This window comes from Streptomyces sp. SCA2-17, assembly GCF_044336695.1.
This window is the reverse complement of the sequence record NZ_CP117521.1, coordinates 4577984-4593191: the sequence shown is the minus strand read 5'-3', so window position 1 is coordinate 4593191 and position 15208 is coordinate 4577984. Positions and strand designations below refer to the sequence as shown.

Here is a 15208-nt window from a genome sequence, read left to right as displayed (position 1 = left end):
GAGTTGAGATGTTCAACGTGTTCGAGGAGATGTTCGCACCGGGCCGGAAGCACGCTCACGAGGAGCAGAAGCGCCTCGAACTCACCCGTGAGGACACCGGGGACTCCGACCCCGCCCGCGGCCCGGTCGACCTCGACTCGGGCTGCGTGCTCATACGCCCGCCCCGGCAAGGCTCCGCTCGGGACTGACCTCGACGAGCTCCGGCAGCGGCTCCGGCTCCGCGTCCAGCGGCTCCGGCGGCTCGATGCTGATCCGCGGCAGGCGGCGGTCCAGCCACGCCGGCAGCCACCAGTTGGCGCCGCCCAGCATGTGCATGAGGGCCGGCACCAGCAGCGTGCGCAGCACGAAGGCGTCGAGGGCGACGGCCGCGGCGAGCCCGATGCCGAACATCGCGATGACGCGGTCGCCGCTGAGCACGAAGGCCAGGAAGACCGAGATCATGATCACTGCCGCGGAGTTGATGACGCGGCTGGTCTCGGCAAGCCCGACCCGTACCGCACGGCAGTTGTCGCGCGTGGCCAGCCACTCCTCGTACATCCGGCTGACCAGGAAGACCTGGTAGTCCATGGACAGCCCGAAGAGCACGGAGACCATGACGACGGGCAGGAAGGGCTCTATCGGCCCGGCGCCGCCGAGGCCGAGGAACCCGGCCCCCCAGCCCCACTGGAACATGGCGACGACCACGCCGAAGGACGAGGCGACGGCGGCGATGTTCATGACCGCGGCCTTCAGCGGGATGCCGATGCTGCGGAAGGCCAGCAGGAGCAGCACGCAGCCCAGGCCGACGACGGTGCCGACGAAGAGCGGCAGCTTGCCGAGGATGATCGCGGCGAAGTCGTCGTAGCTCGCGGTCATGCCGCCCACGTGGACGTCCACGCCGGTGCCGGCGGTCGCCTTGGGCAGCACGGTGCCGCGCAGCCGGTCCACGAGGTCGCTGGTGGCGCGCGACTGCGGGGACGTGGTGGGGACGACGCTGATGACGCCCGTGTCGCCGCTGGCGTTCACCTCGGCGGGCGAGGCGGCGGCGACGCCCTCGGTGTGCCGCAGGGCGTCCGGGAGCTTGGTGAAGGCGAGCCGGTCGGCGGCGCTGTCCAGGTCTGCCACGAGCGTCAGGGGCCCGTTGACGCCGGGGCCGAAGCCGCGGCCGAGCATGTCGTAGGCCTGCCGCGTCGTGGACGTGGCCGGGCCGGTGCCCTGGTCGGAGGTGCCCAGGTGGAGGGAGAACGTGGGCAGCGCGAGGACGAGCATGACGGCGGCCGCCACGGCGCCCAGGAGCTTCGGGTGGCGCTCGACGAACGCGGACCAGCGGGCGGCGGGCCCGGTGGGCTGCTCGGGGCCGGGCCCGCCGGCCGCGAGACGGCGGCGCTCGCGGCGGCCGAGGGCGCGGTGGCCGATGACGCCGAGGAGCGCGGGCAGCAGGGTGACGGACGCGGCGACGGTGAGGACGACGGTGAGCGAGGCGGCGACGGCGACGCCGTTGAGGAAGCTCAGCCGCAGGATGAGCATGCCGAGCAGGGCGACGCACACGGTGCCGCCCGCGAAGACGACGGCGCGGCCGGTGGTGGCCACGGCCCGTTCGGCCGCGACGGCCACGGGCAGGCCGGCCCGCAGGCCCTTGCGGTGCCGGGTGACGATGAAGAGGGCGTAGTCGATGCCCACGCCGAGGCCGATGAGGGTGCCGAGCATGGGCGCGAAGTCGGCGACGTTCATGACGTGGCCGAGCAGCTGGGTGCCCATGGCGGCGGTGCCGACGCTCACGAGGGCGGTGGCGATCGGCAGCAGGCTCGCGGCCAGCGAGCCGAAGACGACGAAGAGGACGACGGCGGCCACGGCGATGCCGATGATCTCGCTGAGGTGCCCGCCCTTGCTCTCCGCGCCGTCGACGCCGGTGCCGCCGAGGGCGACCTGGAGGTTGCCGTCCGCCGCGGAGCGCGCCGTGTCGACGACCTTGCGGGCGAGCTCCTTGCCGGGGCCGCCGGCGTCCGTGAAGGTGAGGGAGGCGTACGCGGTGTGCCCGTCGCCGCTGATCCGGGTGGCGCCGTCGGGGCCGCTGTACGGGCCGCTGACCGCCTCGACGCCGGGGAGCGCGGCCACCTCGTGCAGGACCTCGGTCATGCGCTGCTCGACGGCGGCCGCGCGCACGGTGCCGCTGCCGGTGTGCCAGACGATGGTGTCGTCGCCGCCCTGGCCGGGGAAACCGGCGTCCAGGAGGGCGCTCGCGCGGGCCGCTTCGGTGCCGGGCACGGCGTAGTCGTTGGAGTAGGCCGGGCCGCTGAGCAGGGCGGCGGCCGCGGTGCCCGCGAGGGCGACGAGCCACAGCACGATGACGGCGGAGCGGCGGCGCAGGCACCACCGGGCGAGTGAGGTCATACGGGCTGCTTCCCGGGTATCGCGTCGATCCCGCCGGGATGCTGACCCGTGCTGTTCCGAGCGCTTGGGGCTACTGGGCTCGGGGCCCCCGGGACGCACCGGGTGCAGACGGTGCGGAGGGGCCCCTTGCCGACCCACTGTGACAGCCGGAAAAGATCGATTGTCCGCTTTGTGGCCCACCCCACACGGGGGTGCGGGCGGCCGCTCAGCTCGGGGCCTGCCAGCTGTGGGCGACGTCCACGACGATGCGGTTGCGCTCCTGGAAGACGCGGAAGGGAAGCCGCGCGCGGACGCCGACGCCGACGAGGGTCTCGCCCTCGAAGCTGCTGGCGAAGCGGGTGTCCTGGAAGGTCCTGAAGCCGGTGAGGTCCACGCCGGTCAGCGGCTGCCCGGCGTGGCCGGGGTAGCGCGGCTCGGCGGTGCTCGGGTCATAGCTCGGGGCGGACACGCGGATGGCCAGGACCGCTCCGCCGGAGACGGGGATCGGGTCGCCCGAGCCGTCCTGGCGCAGCTGGTCCACGTACTCCACGCGGTAGCCGATGCGGTGGTCGCCGATGCCCTGGACGTCGAAGACCAGGCGGTCGAAGCACTCGTGCGCGCCGGCCCTGATGTCCAGGAGCGGCTTGTAGGCCGAGGTCGCGGCCGTCTTGGTCAGGCTCCCCCAGCCCGCCTCGCACTTCGCCGCGGCCGCCGGTCCGGGCCGCTCGGTCGCCGCGCCGGCCGGGACCGTCGTCGCCAGCAGGCCGGCGCCCGCCAGCGTGACCGCCGCCAGTGCTCTGCTCAGCCGTCTCATGTGCCAACCCCCATACCTCGGTGGCGGGCACAGGGTGGGCCCGCCCGCATGCGGGATCATGCCGGACGGGGGCCACGAAGGCCATAGAGGGCAAGAAACCAGCCATTCTCGACCCAATTCCGGACAGACAATGGCCGCCCCTCAGAAAAGGGGCGGCCATGAATCGTCAGGCACGAAGCGGAAGGTCAGCCCTCGACGCCGAGGCGCTCCAGGATGAGCTCCCGGACCCGGGCCGCGTCGGCCTGGCCGCGCGTGGCCTTCATGACCGCGCCGACCAGGGCACCCGCCGCGGCGACCTTGCCGGCACGGATCTTGTCCGCGATGCCCGCGTTGGCCGCGATGGCCTCGTCCACGGCAGCACCCAGGGCGCTGTCGTCGGAGACGACCTTCAGGCCGCGCTTCTCGACGACCTCGTCCGGGCCGCCCTCGCCCGCGAGCACGCCCTCGATGACCTGGCGGGCCAGCTTGTCGTTGAGCGAGCCCTCGGCGACGAGCGCCGCCACCCGGGCGACCTGCGCCGGGGTGATCGGCAGCGCCGCGAGGTCCGTACCGGACTCGTTGGCGCTACGGGCCAGCTCGCCCATCCACCACTTGCGGGCGGCGGCGGAGTCGGCACCGGCCTCGACGGTGGCGGTGATCAGGTCGACCGCGCCCGCGTTGAGGATCGACTGCATGTCGTGCTCGGTGATGCCCCACTCCTCGCGCAGCCGGTTGCGGCGCACGCGCGGCAGCTCGGGCAGGGTCCCGCGCAGCTCCTCGACCCACTCCCGGGAGGGGGCCACCGGCACCAGGTCCGGCTCGGGGAAGTAGCGGTAGTCCTCGGCCTCTTCCTTGATGCGGCCGGACGTGGTCGACCCGTCCTCCTCGTGGAAGTGGCGGGTCTCCTGCACGATCGTGCCGCCGGCCGAGAGGACGGAGGCGTGCCGCTGGACCTCGAAGCGCACCGCGCGCTCGACGGAGCGCAGCGAGTTGACGTTCTTGGTCTCGGAGCGGGTGCCGAACTTCTCGGTGCCGTCCGGGCGCAGCGACAGGTTCACGTCGCAGCGCATCTGGCCCATCTCCATCCGGGCCTCGGAGACGCCCAGCGCCTTGATGAGCTCGCGGAGCTCGGCGACGTACGCCTTGGCGACCTCGGGGGCCCGCTCGCCCGCGCCCTCGATCGGCTTGGTGACGATCTCGATGAGCGGGATGCCGGCGCGGTTGTAGTCCAGCAGGGAGTGCTGGGCGCCGTGGATGCGGCCGGTGGCACCGCCCACGTGCGTGGACTTGCCGGTGTCCTCCTCCATGTGGGCGCGCTCGATCTGCACGCGGAAGACCTCGCCGTCCTCCAGCTGCACGTCGAGGTAGCCGTTGAAGGCGATCGGCTCGTCGTACTGGGAGGTCTGGAAGTTCTTCGGCATGTCCGGATAGAAGTAGTTCTTCCGGGCGAAGCGGCACCACTCGGCGATCTCGCAGTTCAGCGCGAGACCGATCTTGATGGCGGACTCGACGCCGATGGCGTTGACCACGGGCAGGGCGCCGGGCATGCCGAGGCAGACCGGGCAGGTCTGGGTGTTGGGGTCCGCGCCCAGCTCCGTGGAGCAGCCGCAGAACATCTTCGTCTTGGTGCCGAGCTCGACATGGACCTCCAGGCCCATGACGGGGTCGTAGGAAGCCAGCGCGTCCTCGTACGACACCAGTTCAGTGACGGTCACGGAAAACTAACCTCTCAGGTCCTGGCTCAGTCCGCGAGGACGTCGTCGCTGCTCATCCGGCGCAGTTCGCGCACGAGCAGCGCGACGCCGGTGGCGATGGCGGCGGCGGAGACGATCGCGTCGACCAGCTGGAGCGTGTCCTGCTCGCCGCGCGCCTTCTTCGCCTGCTTGATGACGCTCACGGCGCCGAACAGCGTCGTGCCGATGGACAGGTACGTGCCGGGCTTGGACTTCTTGAAGCCCTTGGCCTTCTTCAGCGCGCTCGCCTTGCTCACTTCGGTGCTCACAGCGACGGTGCCTCCTCGATCAGGTGGTGGCCCCAGCGCTCGGTGAACGCGGCCTCGACCGCGGCACCGACCTTGTAGAGCCGGTCGTCCTTCAGGGCGGGAGCGATGATCTGCAGACCGACCGGCAGGTTGTCCTCGGGCGCCAGGCCGCACGGCAGCGACATGGCCGCGTTGCCCGCCAGGTTGGTCGGGATGGTGCACAGGTCCGCGAGGTACATCGCCATCGGGTCGTCGGCGCGCTCGCCGATCGCGAAGGCGGTGGTCGGGGTGGTCGGCGAGACGATCACGTCGACCTGCTCGAACGCCTTCTCGAAGTCGCGCGTGATGAGCGTGCGGACCTTCTGCGCCGAGCCGTAGTAGGCGTCGTAGTAGCCCGAGCTGAGCGCGTACGTGCCGAGCATGACGCGGCGCTTGACCTCGGGGCCGAAGCCGGCCTCGCGGGTGAGGGCGGTGACGTCCTCGGCCGAGCGGGTGCCGTCGTCGCCGGTCCGCAGGCCGTAGCGCAGGCCGTCGAAGCGGGCCAGGTTCGAGGAGCACTCGGACGGCGCGATCAGGTAGTACGCGGCCAGGGCCAGGTCGAAGGACGGGCAGTCCAGCTCGACGACCTCGGCGCCCAGCTCCTTCAGCAGCTCGACGGACTCGTCGAAGCGCTGGAGGACGCCGGCCTGGTAGCCCTCGCCGCGGAACTGCTTGACGACGCCGACGCGCATGCCGGCGACGGAGCCGTTGCGGGCGGCCTCGACGACCGGCGGGACCGGCGCGTCGATGGACGTGGAGTCCATCGGGTCGTGGCCGGCGATGACCTCGTGCAGCAGGGCCGCGTCCAGGACCGTACGGGCGCAGGGGCCGCCCTGGTCGAGGGAGGAGGAGAAGGCGACCATGCCGTAGCGGGAGACCGCGCCGTAGGTCGGCTTGACGCCGACCGTGCCGGTGACGGCGGCGGGCTGGCGGATCGAGCCGCCGGTGTCCGTGCCGATGGCGAGCGGGGCCTCGTACGCGGCGAGGGCCGCGCTGGAGCCGCCGCCGGAGCCGCCGGGGATCTTGGTGAGGTCCCAGGGGTTGCCGGTCGGGCCGTAGGCGCTGTTCTCCGTGGAGGAGCCCATCGCGAACTCGTCCATGTTGGTCTTGCCGAGGATGACGACGTCCGCGTCCTTCAGGCGCTTGGTGAGCGTCGCGTCGTACGGCGGGATCCAGCCCTCGAGGATCTTCGAGCCGACCGTGGTCGGGATCCCCTTGGTGGTGAAGATGTCCTTCAGCGCGAGCGGGACGCCGGCCAGCGGGCCGAGCTTCTCGCCGCGGGCGCGCTTGGCGTCGACCTCGCGGGCCTGGGCGAGGGCGCCCTCGCGGTCCACGTGGAGGAAGGCGTGCACCTTCTCGTCCACGGCCTCGATGCGGGCCAGGTGGGCCTCGGTGACCTGCACGGCGGTGAGCTCGCCCGAGGCGATCTTCTCCGCGATCTCAGCGGCCGTGAGCTTGATGATGTTGATGTCCGTCATGACGGTTTAGTCCTCCCCCAGGATCTGCGGCACCTTGAAACGCTGCTGCTCCTGGGCGGGGGCGCCCGACAGCGCCTCCTGCGGGGTCAGCGACGGACGGACTTCGTCCGGGCGCATGACGTTGGTCAGCGGCAGCGGGTGGGACGTCGGGGGAACGTCCTGCTCGGCGACCTCGGAGACGCGGGCGACCGCGCCGATGATGTCGTCGAGCTGGCCGGCGAAGTGCTCGAGCTCTTCGTCCTTGAGCTCCAGACGTGCCAGCCGGGCGAGGTGGGCTACCTCCTCGCGCGTGATGCCAGGCATGCGGCGATCCTCAGGGTTCGTGACGGATTCTGGGCGGGTTGTGCGCCCAATCCTATGGCTCCGGGAGCCGTGCCTGCTAAACGCTTTCCCCGTGGCTGCGCCCCGGGGCGCTCCGGCCCCGCCGGCCTGCCCCACGGGCGGGGTCGTCCGGCACCGCCGGATTCCCCGGTGGGGGTTGATCACCGTCGCGGCGGGAAGAAGTGCCCGCCGCCGCGGCGCTCAGCCCCCGGCCACGTGACCGGCGGTGCCGGGCCGGCCGTCAGCCCTACGTGACCGCGTCCTCCTCCGCGGGGGCGGACGCCGCCGCGGACACGCGGTCGGCCTCCCGGTGCCAGCCGGACTCGTTGCGGAGGCGGAGCCAGGCCGTCGTCTCGTCCGGCGGCATGGCCGCGGCGACGAGCCAGCCCTGGACCGCGTCGCAGCCCAGGTCCCGCAGGCGCTCCCAGGTCTCGTCGTCCTCGACGCCCTCGGCGACGACGAGCAGGCCCAGCGAGTGCGCGAGGTCGAGCGTGCAGCGGACGATCTCCGCGTCCTCGTTGTCGATGGCGAGCCGGGCCACGAACGACCGGTCGATCTTCAGTTCGCTGACCGGGAGCCGGCGCAGGTGGACCAGCGACGAATAGCCCGTGCCGAAGTCGTCCAGGGACATCTTCACGCCGTGCCCCGTGAGCCCGGCGAGCGTGTCCGCGGCCCGCTGCGGGTCCTCCAGCAGGACGTGCTCGGTTATCTCCAGCTGGAGCGCCCCCGCGGGGACCCCGTGCCGGGCGAGCCGCGCCGCGACGGAGCCCGCGAACCCGGGGGTGTGGACGTCGCGCGGCGAGACGTTGACGGCGACCGGCACCTCCAGGCCCATGGCCCGCCACTTCGCCACCTGCGCGAGGGCGGTCTCCAGCACGTACTCGGTGAGCCTGGGCATCAGCCCCGAGGACTCGGCGATCGCGATGAACTCGTCCGGGGAGACCCGGCCCCGCTCGGGGTGGACCCAGCGCACCAGCGCCTCCAGCCCCGCGACGTGCCCGTCGAAGCCGACCTTGGGCTGGTAGTGCAGCTCGACGTCGCCCGCGTCGAGCGCGCGCCGCAGATCACCGAGGAGCCCGAGCCGGTCGGGGGTGTTGCCGTCGCGCCGGGCCTCGTAGACCTCGACGCCGCTGCGGTCGCGCTTGGCCTGGTACATGGCGACGTCCGCCCGGCGCAGCAGCCCCTCGGCGTCGAGGGCGTGGTCGGGGTAGACGGCGACGCCGGCGCTGGCCTCCAGGACGAGGGTGAGCCCGTCGAGGTCGAGCGGGGAGCCGAGCGCGGCGACCAGTGAACGGGCCACGCGCTGGGCGCCGGTGAGGGAGTCCGCGGTGGGCAGCAGGACCGCGAACTCGTCGCCGCCGAGGCGCGCCGCCTCCGCGTCCCGCGGCAGGGCGAGGCGCAGCCGTTCGGCTATCTGCAACAGCAGCCGGTCCCCGGCGAGATGGCCGAGGGTGTCGTTGACGGAGCGGAAGCGGTCGAGGTCGATGAGGACGAGCGCGGAGCGGGTGCCGGCGCGCTCGGCCTCGTCGAGGGCACTCCAGGTGCGCTCCAGGAGCCACTGGCGGTTGGGCAGGCCGGTGAGCGGGTCGCGCAGCTGCTCCTCGGCGCGGGCGCGGGCGATCCACAGCGTGGAGTCGAGGGCGATGAGGGGGACGGCGAACAGCGGCAGCAGCAGCGGGGCGTGGTCGGCGACGACGGCGATCAGCGGGGCGATGCCGAGGAGGGCGCCGCCGACGAGGGCCTGCCGGACCAGGGCGGTGCGGGCGATGGTGCTCAGGCCGGCGCGGGGCGCCATGGAGTACCACAGCAGGGCGCGGGTGACGGCGAGGTAGAGGAAGGCGGCGAGGGCCACTTGGGGGATGGCGGTGAGCGGCCACTCGTCGGGCATCCAGGGGTTCTCGACGGTGGAGACGACGCCGCAGACGGCGAGGGCGAGGCCGGCGGCGCCGATGCCGAGGATGTCGACCGCACCGTGGAGTAAGGCCTGGCGCCAGCGGTGGCGGCGTGCGGTGGCGACGAGCAGGACGACGGCGATGCTGATGAGGACGGCGGGCAGCCAGCCGTAGAGCAGCAGGACGGCGAGGGTGAGGGCGGCTCCTGAGCCGGTGCCGCCCCACCAGCGGTCGCGCCCGAGGGCGACGAGGTGGGCGACGATGAGGCCGGTGAGGACGGCCAGGGACCAGCCGACGGCGCGGCCGGGGAACACGGCGTGGCCCGCGCCGATCACCCGGCAGACCCCGGCGGCGAGCGAGACCGCCGCCACGGTGACGCAGACCGTCGGCAGCGCGGGCGGAGGAACCCGGCGCAGCCGGGATGCCGGTTCGGCGCTGTCGGTGGGTTTCATGCCCGTCCCTCTCACAGCCGGCGGTGCCCGCGCCACGGCAGGCGCACATCTCAACAGTAGGCCGCAGAAGGCTACGGCGGGCAGCGATCGGCAGCGGTTGTCCGATGGGGATCCGGCCTCTTGTAGCCATCTGGTATGCGCTGTAGGGGTAATGCCCACTGACTATGCGGGCATTACTCCGCTGGGGTGGCGACCGGTGTGCGGACCTGCCTTCCGGTGGCGGTGCCGCTCCGCGTGGGGCGGGTGGCGGCGGGGGTGACGAAGGGGGTACGGAGGGGGTGCGAAGGGGCTACCCGCACCCCCCGTCCGCTACGCCTCGCTATCGGCGCTCGTCTCCTCGCCCGCGCCCCCGGCCGCTCCCGCGCCCTCTTGCGGAACGGCCGCTTCGCGTGCGGCGTCGGGCCCTTCGGCGAGGAGCACGGCGAAGCCGTCCTCTTCCAGGACGGGCACCTTCAGCTGCATGGCCTTGTCGAACTTGGAGCCGGGGTTGTCGCCGACGACGACGAAGTCCGTCTTCTTCGACACCGAGCCGGTGACCTTGGCGCCGCGGCTCTGGAGGGCTTCCTTGGCGCCGTCGCGGGTGTACGCGGAGAGGGTGCCGGTGACGACGACGGTGAGGCCGACGAGCGGGCGCGGGCCCTCGTCCTCGGCGGCCTCCTCCTCCATGCGGACGCCGGCGGCCCGCCACTTCTCGATGATCTCGCGGCGCCAGTCCTCGGCGAACCACTCCTTGACGGCGGCGGCGACGATCGCGCCGACGCCGTCGACCGCGGCCAGCTCCTCCTCGCTCGCCTCCGCGATCCGGTCGATCGAGCGGAACTCGCGGGCGAGGGCGACCGAGGCGACGGGTCCCACGTGCCGGATCGACAGCCCGGTGAGGATGCGGGCGAGCGGCCGCTGCTTGGCCGCCTCGATGTTGGCCAGCATGGCGAGGGCGTTCTTCTTCGGCTCGCCCTTCTGGTTGGCGAAGAAGGTGACGACCTTCGGCTCGCCCGTCTCCGGGTCGCGCTTGGGCAGGCCGGAGTCGGGGTCCACCACGTAGGACTTGATGGGCAGCAGCTGTTCGATGGTCATGCCGAACAGGTCGCCCTCGTTCTTCAGGGGCGGCTCGGCGGGCTCCAGCGGCTGGGTGAGCGCGGTGGCGGCGACGTAGCCGAGGTTCTCGATGTCGAGGCTCTTGCGGCCGGCGAGGTAGAAGAGGCGCTCGCGGATCTGGGCGGGGCAGGAGCGGGCGTTGGGGCAGCGGAGGTCGATGTCGCCCTCCTTCATGGGCCGCAGCTCCGTGCCGCACTCGGGGCACTCGGCGGGCATCACGAACTCGCGCTCCGTGCCGTCGCGGAGGTCCACCACGGGGCCGAGGATCTCGGGGATGACGTCGCCGGCCTTGCGCAGCACGACGGTGTCGCCGATGAGGACGCCCTTGGCCTTGACGACCTCCTGGTTGTGCAGGGTGGCGAACTCGACCTCGGAGCCGGCGACGGTGACGGGCTCGACCACGGCGTACGGCGTGACGCGGCCCGTGCGGCCGACGCCCACGCGGATGTCGACCAGCTTGGTGTTGACCTCCTCCGGGGCGTACTTCCAGGCAATGGCCCAGCGGGGGGCCCGGGAGGTGGAGCCGAGGCGGCCTTGCAGGGGGATCTCGTCGAGCTTGACGACGACGCCGTCGATCTCGTGCTCCATGGAGTGGCGCACGTCGGGATTGCCGTAGTGGGCGATGAACTTCCGGACGGCCGCCAGGTCATCGACGACCGAGGCGTGCGCCGCCGTCGGCAGCCCCCACTCGCGCAGCAGTTCGTACGCCTGGGACTGGCGGGCGATCTCGAAGCCCTCGCGCGCGCCGACGCCGTGGACGACCATGTGCAGCGGCCGGGTGGCGGTGACGCGCGGGTCCTTCTGGCGCAGCGAGCCGGCGGCGGCGTTGCGCGGGTTGGCGAAGGGGGGCTTGCCGGCCGCCACCAGGCCGGCGTTGAGCTCCTCGAACTTCTCCATGGGGAAGTAGACCTCGCCGCGGACCTCGACGAGGGCCGGGATGCGGTCGCCTTCGAGGCGGTCGGGGATCTCGGCGATCGTGCGGACGTTGGGCGTGATGTCCTCGCCGGTGCGGCCGTCGCCGCGGGTGGCGGCGCGGGTGAGGCGGCCGTGCTCGTAGGTGAGGTTGACGGCGAGGCCGTCGACCTTGAGCTCGCACAGGAAGTGGTACGGGGTGCCGCCGCCGATGTCCTTGGCGATGCGCTCGGCCCAGGCGGCGAGCTCCTCGTCGTCGAAGGCGTTGTCGAGGGAGAGCATGCGCTCGCGGTGCTCTACCGCCGTGAACTCCGTTTCGTACGCGCCGGCGACCTTCTGGGTGGGCGAGTCGGGCGTGCGGAGCTCGGGGTGCTCCTCCTCCAGGGCCTCCAGCGAGCGCAGCAGCTTGTCGAACGCGGCGTCGCTGATGACGGGGGCGTCCTTGACGTAATACCGGAAGCGGTGCTCCTCGATCTGCTCGGCCAGCAGCGCGTGCTTCTCCCGTGCGGGTGCGGGCACGGAGGAGCCCGCCGTGAGCTCTTCGCCCTGCTGTCCGCCCTGCCGTCCGCCCTGCTGTTCGACAGCCACCGTCTCGTCCTCCCGTTGATCCATGAGCGCCGTCACTCAGGGTTGTCTGCGAGTGATTTCGCCGCCCGGACGCAGTGGGCGAGGGCCGCGCGGGCATATGCGGGCGAAGCGCCCGCGAGACCGCACGAGGGCGTGACGACCACGGACTCCGCAAGGGTCCCCGGTGCCAGCCCCAGCCTGCGCCACAGCGTCCTGACACCCATGACGCTACCGGCAGGGTCTGACAACGGGCCGTCCGTGCCGGGCACCACGCCCATGAAGAGTGCCGTACCCGCCTCGACCGCCTCTCCCACCGCTTCTTCCTCACGCTCGGTGAAGAGCGAGAAATCGAACGAGATGCCCTGGAAGCCGGCCCGGCGCAGCAGCGCGAAGGGCACGCCGGGGGCGCAGGTGTGGACGACGGGCGCCTGGCCGGTGGCTTCGCGGGCCATGGTGACGAGGTCGCGCAGGGCGCCTTCGACGACGGCGCGGTCGACGGCCCGGTAGGTGCGGTAGCCGCTGGCGGTGCGCACCCGGCCGGTGAGGACGGCGGTCAGGGACGGCTCGTCCAGCTGGAGCACGATCCGCGCGCCGGGCACCCGCCGCCGCACGTCGGCGAGGTGGTTGCGCAGGCCTTCGGCGAGGGAGGCGGCGAGGTCGCGGCAGGCGCCGGCGTCGCCGAGCGCGGCCTCGCCGCCGCGCAGCTCCAGGGCCGCCGCGAGGGTCCAGGGGCCGACGGCCGAGACCTTGAGCGCGCCCTCGTAGCCCTGGGTGTACTCCTCCAGGGCGTCCAGGTCCTCGCCCAGCCACGAGCGGGCGCGCTTGGTGTCGCGCCCGGGCCGGTCGCTGATGCGCCATCCGCTGGGCTCGACGTGCGCGTAGACGTCGACCAGGAGGCCGGTGGTGCGCCCGGTCATGTCGGCGCCGGGGCCGCGGGCGGGCAGCTCCGGCAGGTACGGCAGGGCCTCCAGGGACCCGGTGACGGTCTTCGCGGCCTCACGGGCGTCGCCCCCGGGCATCGACCCGATGCCGGTGGCCGCCCCGGTGCCCCAGCTCTTCCCCGCTGCCGGCAGGCTGCTGCCGGGCCCCTGCTCGTTGTTGCTCTTGTCGCTCACGCAGGAAGCCTACGGGGCGCGTGAGGGCCCCTGCGCAGGCCGGCGGGGCGGCGCGGACGCCCCCGGGGCTCAGCGCTCCAGGGGCGTACGGCGGACCGGCCTCAGGCCTGTGCGCCCGGCCGGACCGTCAGGTCGTTGATCTCCGCGTCACGCGGGAGGTCGATCGCGAGCAGGATCGTCGTCGCGACGGACTCCGGGTCGATCCACCGCGACGGGTCGTACGGCTTGCCCTCCTGCTGGTGCACCTTCGCCTGCATCGGGGTCGCGGTGCGGCCCGGGTAGACGCTGGTGACGCGCACGCCGGCCGCGTGCTCCTCGGCGCGCAGCGAGTCCGCGAGCGCCTTCAGGCCGTGCTTGCTCGCGGCGTACGCGCCCCACGTGGCGTGGGCGTTGAGGCCGGCGCCGGAGTTGACGAAGAGGACGTGGCCCTTCGTCACGCGCAGCTGCGGCAGGAACAGCCGGGTCAGCTCCGCCGGGGAGACCAGGTTGGCGGCGAGGGTGCTGTTCCATGTCTTGGGCGTCAGCTCGCCGACGGAGCCGAGTTCGACGACGCCCGCGATGTGCAGGAGCGTGTCGACGCGGTCCGGCAGCGACTGCTTGTCGAGGGCCCAGGAGAGCCGGTCCGGGCTGGCCAGGTCGGCCACGAGCGTGTGGGCGCCGGGGAACTCCGCGGCCAGCTCCCTGGCCCGGCCCGCGTCGCGCGCGAAGAGGTGGACCTCATCGCCCCGGCCGAGGAGCCGGCGCGCGACCGCCGCCCCGATGCCGGAGCCGGCCCCGGTGATCAGATGTGTTGCCATGGGAGCCAGCTTGCCTTACGGCGGGGGCGGGTGCAGCAGCGCGGGTCCGCGGGCGGGCGCGTGCGGCTAGCTCAGGCCCGCGGACTCCTCCAGGTACGCCATCGCGCCCAGCCCGTCCTCGGCGAAGAAGACGAGGGCGGTCAGCGGCAGGGGCAGGAAGCCCTCGTCCTCCATGCGCTGGAACTGCGCCTTGAGGCCGTCGTAGAAGCCGGCCGTGTTGAGCAGGACGACGGGCTTGTCGTGGATGCCGTGCTTCTTCAGCTCCAGGATCTCCGTCGCCTCGTCCAGCGTGCCGGTGCCGCCCACCATGACGACGACGGCGTCGGCGCGCGCGAGCAACTGCGCCTTGCGCTCGGCGAGGTCGCGGGTGACGACCATCTCGTCGGCGTTCGCGCGTGCCCGCGCGGCGAGGAACTCGACCGACACGCCGACCAGCCGGCCGCCGCTCTCCTGCACGCCGTCGGCCATGACCTTCATCAGGCCCGACTCCGAGCCGCCCCACACGAGCGTGTGCCCGCCGCGGCCGATGAGTTCGGCGAACTCACGGGCGGGGGCGGTGTAGCGGGCGTCGAGGTCGGCGGCGGAGCAGAAGACGGCGATGTTCATGAACGCCACCGTACGGGGTCGTACCGCACGGGCTGCTGTGGGCTGTTTTCGGCCCCTTTCCCGCCTCTTCCTGTCCCTGTTACGGCCCCGTTCGGCTGCGGGTTCGTCACAGGGAGCAGGCTGGTTTGGCGCCTTGTAAGCGCGCTGTTAGCGTGACGTGCACTCGTCAGCCGGGCGTCAACAGGCGCTGTTTCCAGCCAATTCATCGGGGGAATTTTCCAGTGAAGCTTCGTCATGTCCGCGCGGCCGCCGTCTTCGGAATCGCCGTCGTCGCCCTGACCGGAGCCCGCGGGCATCACGGCGGCAGCTGCAGCGGCGGCAGTTCCAGCCACCACAGCAGCAGCTCCACCTCGGGCGGCACCACGACGACGGGCGGCACGAGCGGCGGCTCTACCAGCACGGACGGCGGCCTCACCACGGGTGGCAGCACCGGCAGCACGGGCAGCACCACCAGCGGGTCCACGACCAGCGGCACGACCACCTCGGGCGGCATCACCGGCGGCAGCAGCGCGAACGCCTCCCGCGACCTGAAGATCGTCAGCTGTGACTACAGCGACGCCCGCGGCATCACCGCGAAGATCTCCGTCACCAACCCCAGCCTGACGGACAACAACACCTACGCGTTCTCGGTGAAGTTCACCGACGCGAACGGCACCCTCATCGGCACCCGCAACCGCACCATCCCCTACGTCGGTCCCGGCAAGACCGAGACGCAGGACGTCTCCCAGGTGTACGTGCCGAAGGCGGGCACCAGCGTCAGCGGCAAGTGCGAGGTCAACAACGTGACGCGCACCAAGTCGTAGCGAGCGCC

Annotated in this window: 13 protein-coding genes; 2 read left to right on the top strand and 11 right to left on the bottom strand. The window is 72.5% G+C overall.

Annotated features, from left to right (window positions below):
- The first annotated feature begins 8 nt into the window (after positions 1 to 8).
- Positions 9 to 188, top strand: coding sequence for a DUF6191 domain-containing protein (locus PS271_RS20935; protein ID WP_398383709.1), 180 nt, complete (start codon positions 9 to 11; stop codon positions 186 to 188).
- Here PS271_RS20935 and PS271_RS20930 read toward each other — a convergent pair.
- From PS271_RS20930 to PS271_RS20880, 11 genes are all read right to left on the bottom strand, one after another.
- Positions 151 to 2370: an MMPL family transporter gene (locus tag PS271_RS20930; protein WP_398383707.1), complete on the bottom strand. Its 2220-nt coding sequence runs from the start codon at positions 2368 to 2370 to the stop codon at positions 151 to 153. The genes PS271_RS20935 and PS271_RS20930 overlap by 38 nt on opposite strands.
- A gap of 205 nt (positions 2371 to 2575) precedes the next feature.
- Complete coding sequence (locus PS271_RS20925; protein WP_398383706.1) at positions 2576 to 3163, bottom strand: AMIN-like domain-containing (lipo)protein; 588 nt, start codon at positions 3161 to 3163, stop codon at positions 2576 to 2578.
- Positions 3164 to 3348: 185 nt separating this feature from the next.
- Positions 3349 to 4857, bottom strand: coding sequence for an Asp-tRNA(Asn)/Glu-tRNA(Gln) amidotransferase subunit GatB (gatB, locus tag PS271_RS20920; protein WP_398383704.1), 1509 nt, complete (start codon positions 4855 to 4857; stop codon positions 3349 to 3351).
- A gap of 26 nt (positions 4858 to 4883) precedes the next feature.
- A complete protein-coding gene (locus PS271_RS20915) occupies positions 4884 to 5144 on the bottom strand; it encodes a hypothetical protein (protein WP_398383703.1) in 261 nt (86 codons plus the stop codon).
- A complete protein-coding gene (gene gatA / locus PS271_RS20910; protein WP_398383702.1) occupies positions 5141 to 6640 on the bottom strand; it encodes an Asp-tRNA(Asn)/Glu-tRNA(Gln) amidotransferase subunit GatA in 1500 nt (499 codons plus the stop codon). The genes PS271_RS20915 and gatA overlap by 4 nt, the downstream gene beginning before the upstream one ends.
- A 6-nt stretch (positions 6641 to 6646) precedes the next feature.
- Positions 6647 to 6943: an Asp-tRNA(Asn)/Glu-tRNA(Gln) amidotransferase subunit GatC gene (gene gatC / locus PS271_RS20905; protein ID WP_030368121.1), complete on the bottom strand. Its 297-nt coding sequence runs from the start codon at positions 6941 to 6943 to the stop codon at positions 6647 to 6649.
- Positions 6944 to 7208: 265 nt separating this feature from the next.
- On the bottom strand, positions 7209 to 9305 hold the full coding sequence (locus PS271_RS20900; RefSeq protein ID WP_398383700.1) for a putative bifunctional diguanylate cyclase/phosphodiesterase: 2097 nt from the start codon (positions 9303 to 9305) through the stop codon (positions 7209 to 7211).
- 309 nt (positions 9306 to 9614) lie between these two features.
- Complete coding sequence (gene ligA / locus PS271_RS20895) at positions 9615 to 11900, bottom strand: NAD-dependent DNA ligase LigA (RefSeq protein WP_398383697.1); 2286 nt, start codon at positions 11898 to 11900, stop codon at positions 9615 to 9617.
- Positions 11901 to 11932: 32 nt separating this feature from the next.
- Positions 11933 to 12952, bottom strand: coding sequence for a methionine synthase (locus PS271_RS20890; RefSeq protein ID WP_398386969.1), 1020 nt, complete (start codon positions 12950 to 12952; stop codon positions 11933 to 11935).
- 143 nt (positions 12953 to 13095) lie between these two features.
- Positions 13096 to 13791, bottom strand: coding sequence for an SDR family oxidoreductase (locus PS271_RS20885; protein ID WP_398383695.1), 696 nt, complete (start codon positions 13789 to 13791; stop codon positions 13096 to 13098).
- A gap of 66 nt (positions 13792 to 13857) precedes the next feature.
- The gene (locus PS271_RS20880) at positions 13858 to 14397 is read right to left on the bottom strand and encodes an LOG family protein (protein WP_398383693.1); all 540 of its coding nucleotides are present in this window, start codon (positions 14395 to 14397) and stop codon (positions 13858 to 13860) included.
- A 221-nt stretch (positions 14398 to 14618) separates the two neighbouring features.
- Between PS271_RS20880 and PS271_RS20875 the strand changes: the two genes are divergently transcribed.
- Positions 14619 to 15200 (top strand): hypothetical protein, encoded by a 582-nt coding sequence (locus PS271_RS20875; RefSeq protein WP_398383692.1) that lies wholly within the window; start codon positions 14619 to 14621, stop codon positions 15198 to 15200.
- The last annotated feature ends 8 nt before the right edge of the window (positions 15201 to 15208 follow it).

Bases quoted from the DNA above. Each gene is read 5' to 3' on its own strand.
- PS271_RS20935 (WP_398383709.1), top strand. From the start codon at position 9: ATGTTCAACGTGTTCGAGGAGATGTTCGCACCGGGCCGGAAGCACGCT.
- PS271_RS20930 (WP_398383707.1), bottom strand. From the start codon at position 2,370: ATGACCTCACTCGCCCGGTGGTGCCTGCGCCGCCGCTCCGCCGTCATC.
- PS271_RS20925 (WP_398383706.1), bottom strand. From the start codon at position 3,163: ATGAGACGGCTGAGCAGAGCACTGGCGGCGGTCACGCTGGCGGGCGCC.
- gatA (WP_398383702.1), bottom strand. From the start codon at position 6,640: ATGACGGACATCAACATCATCAAGCTCACGGCCGCTGAGATCGCGGAG.
- gatC (WP_030368121.1), bottom strand. From the start codon at position 6,943: ATGCCTGGCATCACGCGCGAGGAGGTAGCCCACCTCGCCCGGCTGGCA.
- PS271_RS20900 (WP_398383700.1), bottom strand. From the start codon at position 9,305: ATGAAACCCACCGACAGCGCCGAACCGGCATCCCGGCTGCGCCGGGTT.
- PS271_RS20885 (WP_398383695.1), bottom strand. From the start codon at position 13,791: ATGGCAACACATCTGATCACCGGGGCCGGCTCCGGCATCGGGGCGGCG.
- PS271_RS20880 (WP_398383693.1), bottom strand. From the start codon at position 14,397: ATGAACATCGCCGTCTTCTGCTCCGCCGCCGACCTCGACGCCCGCTAC.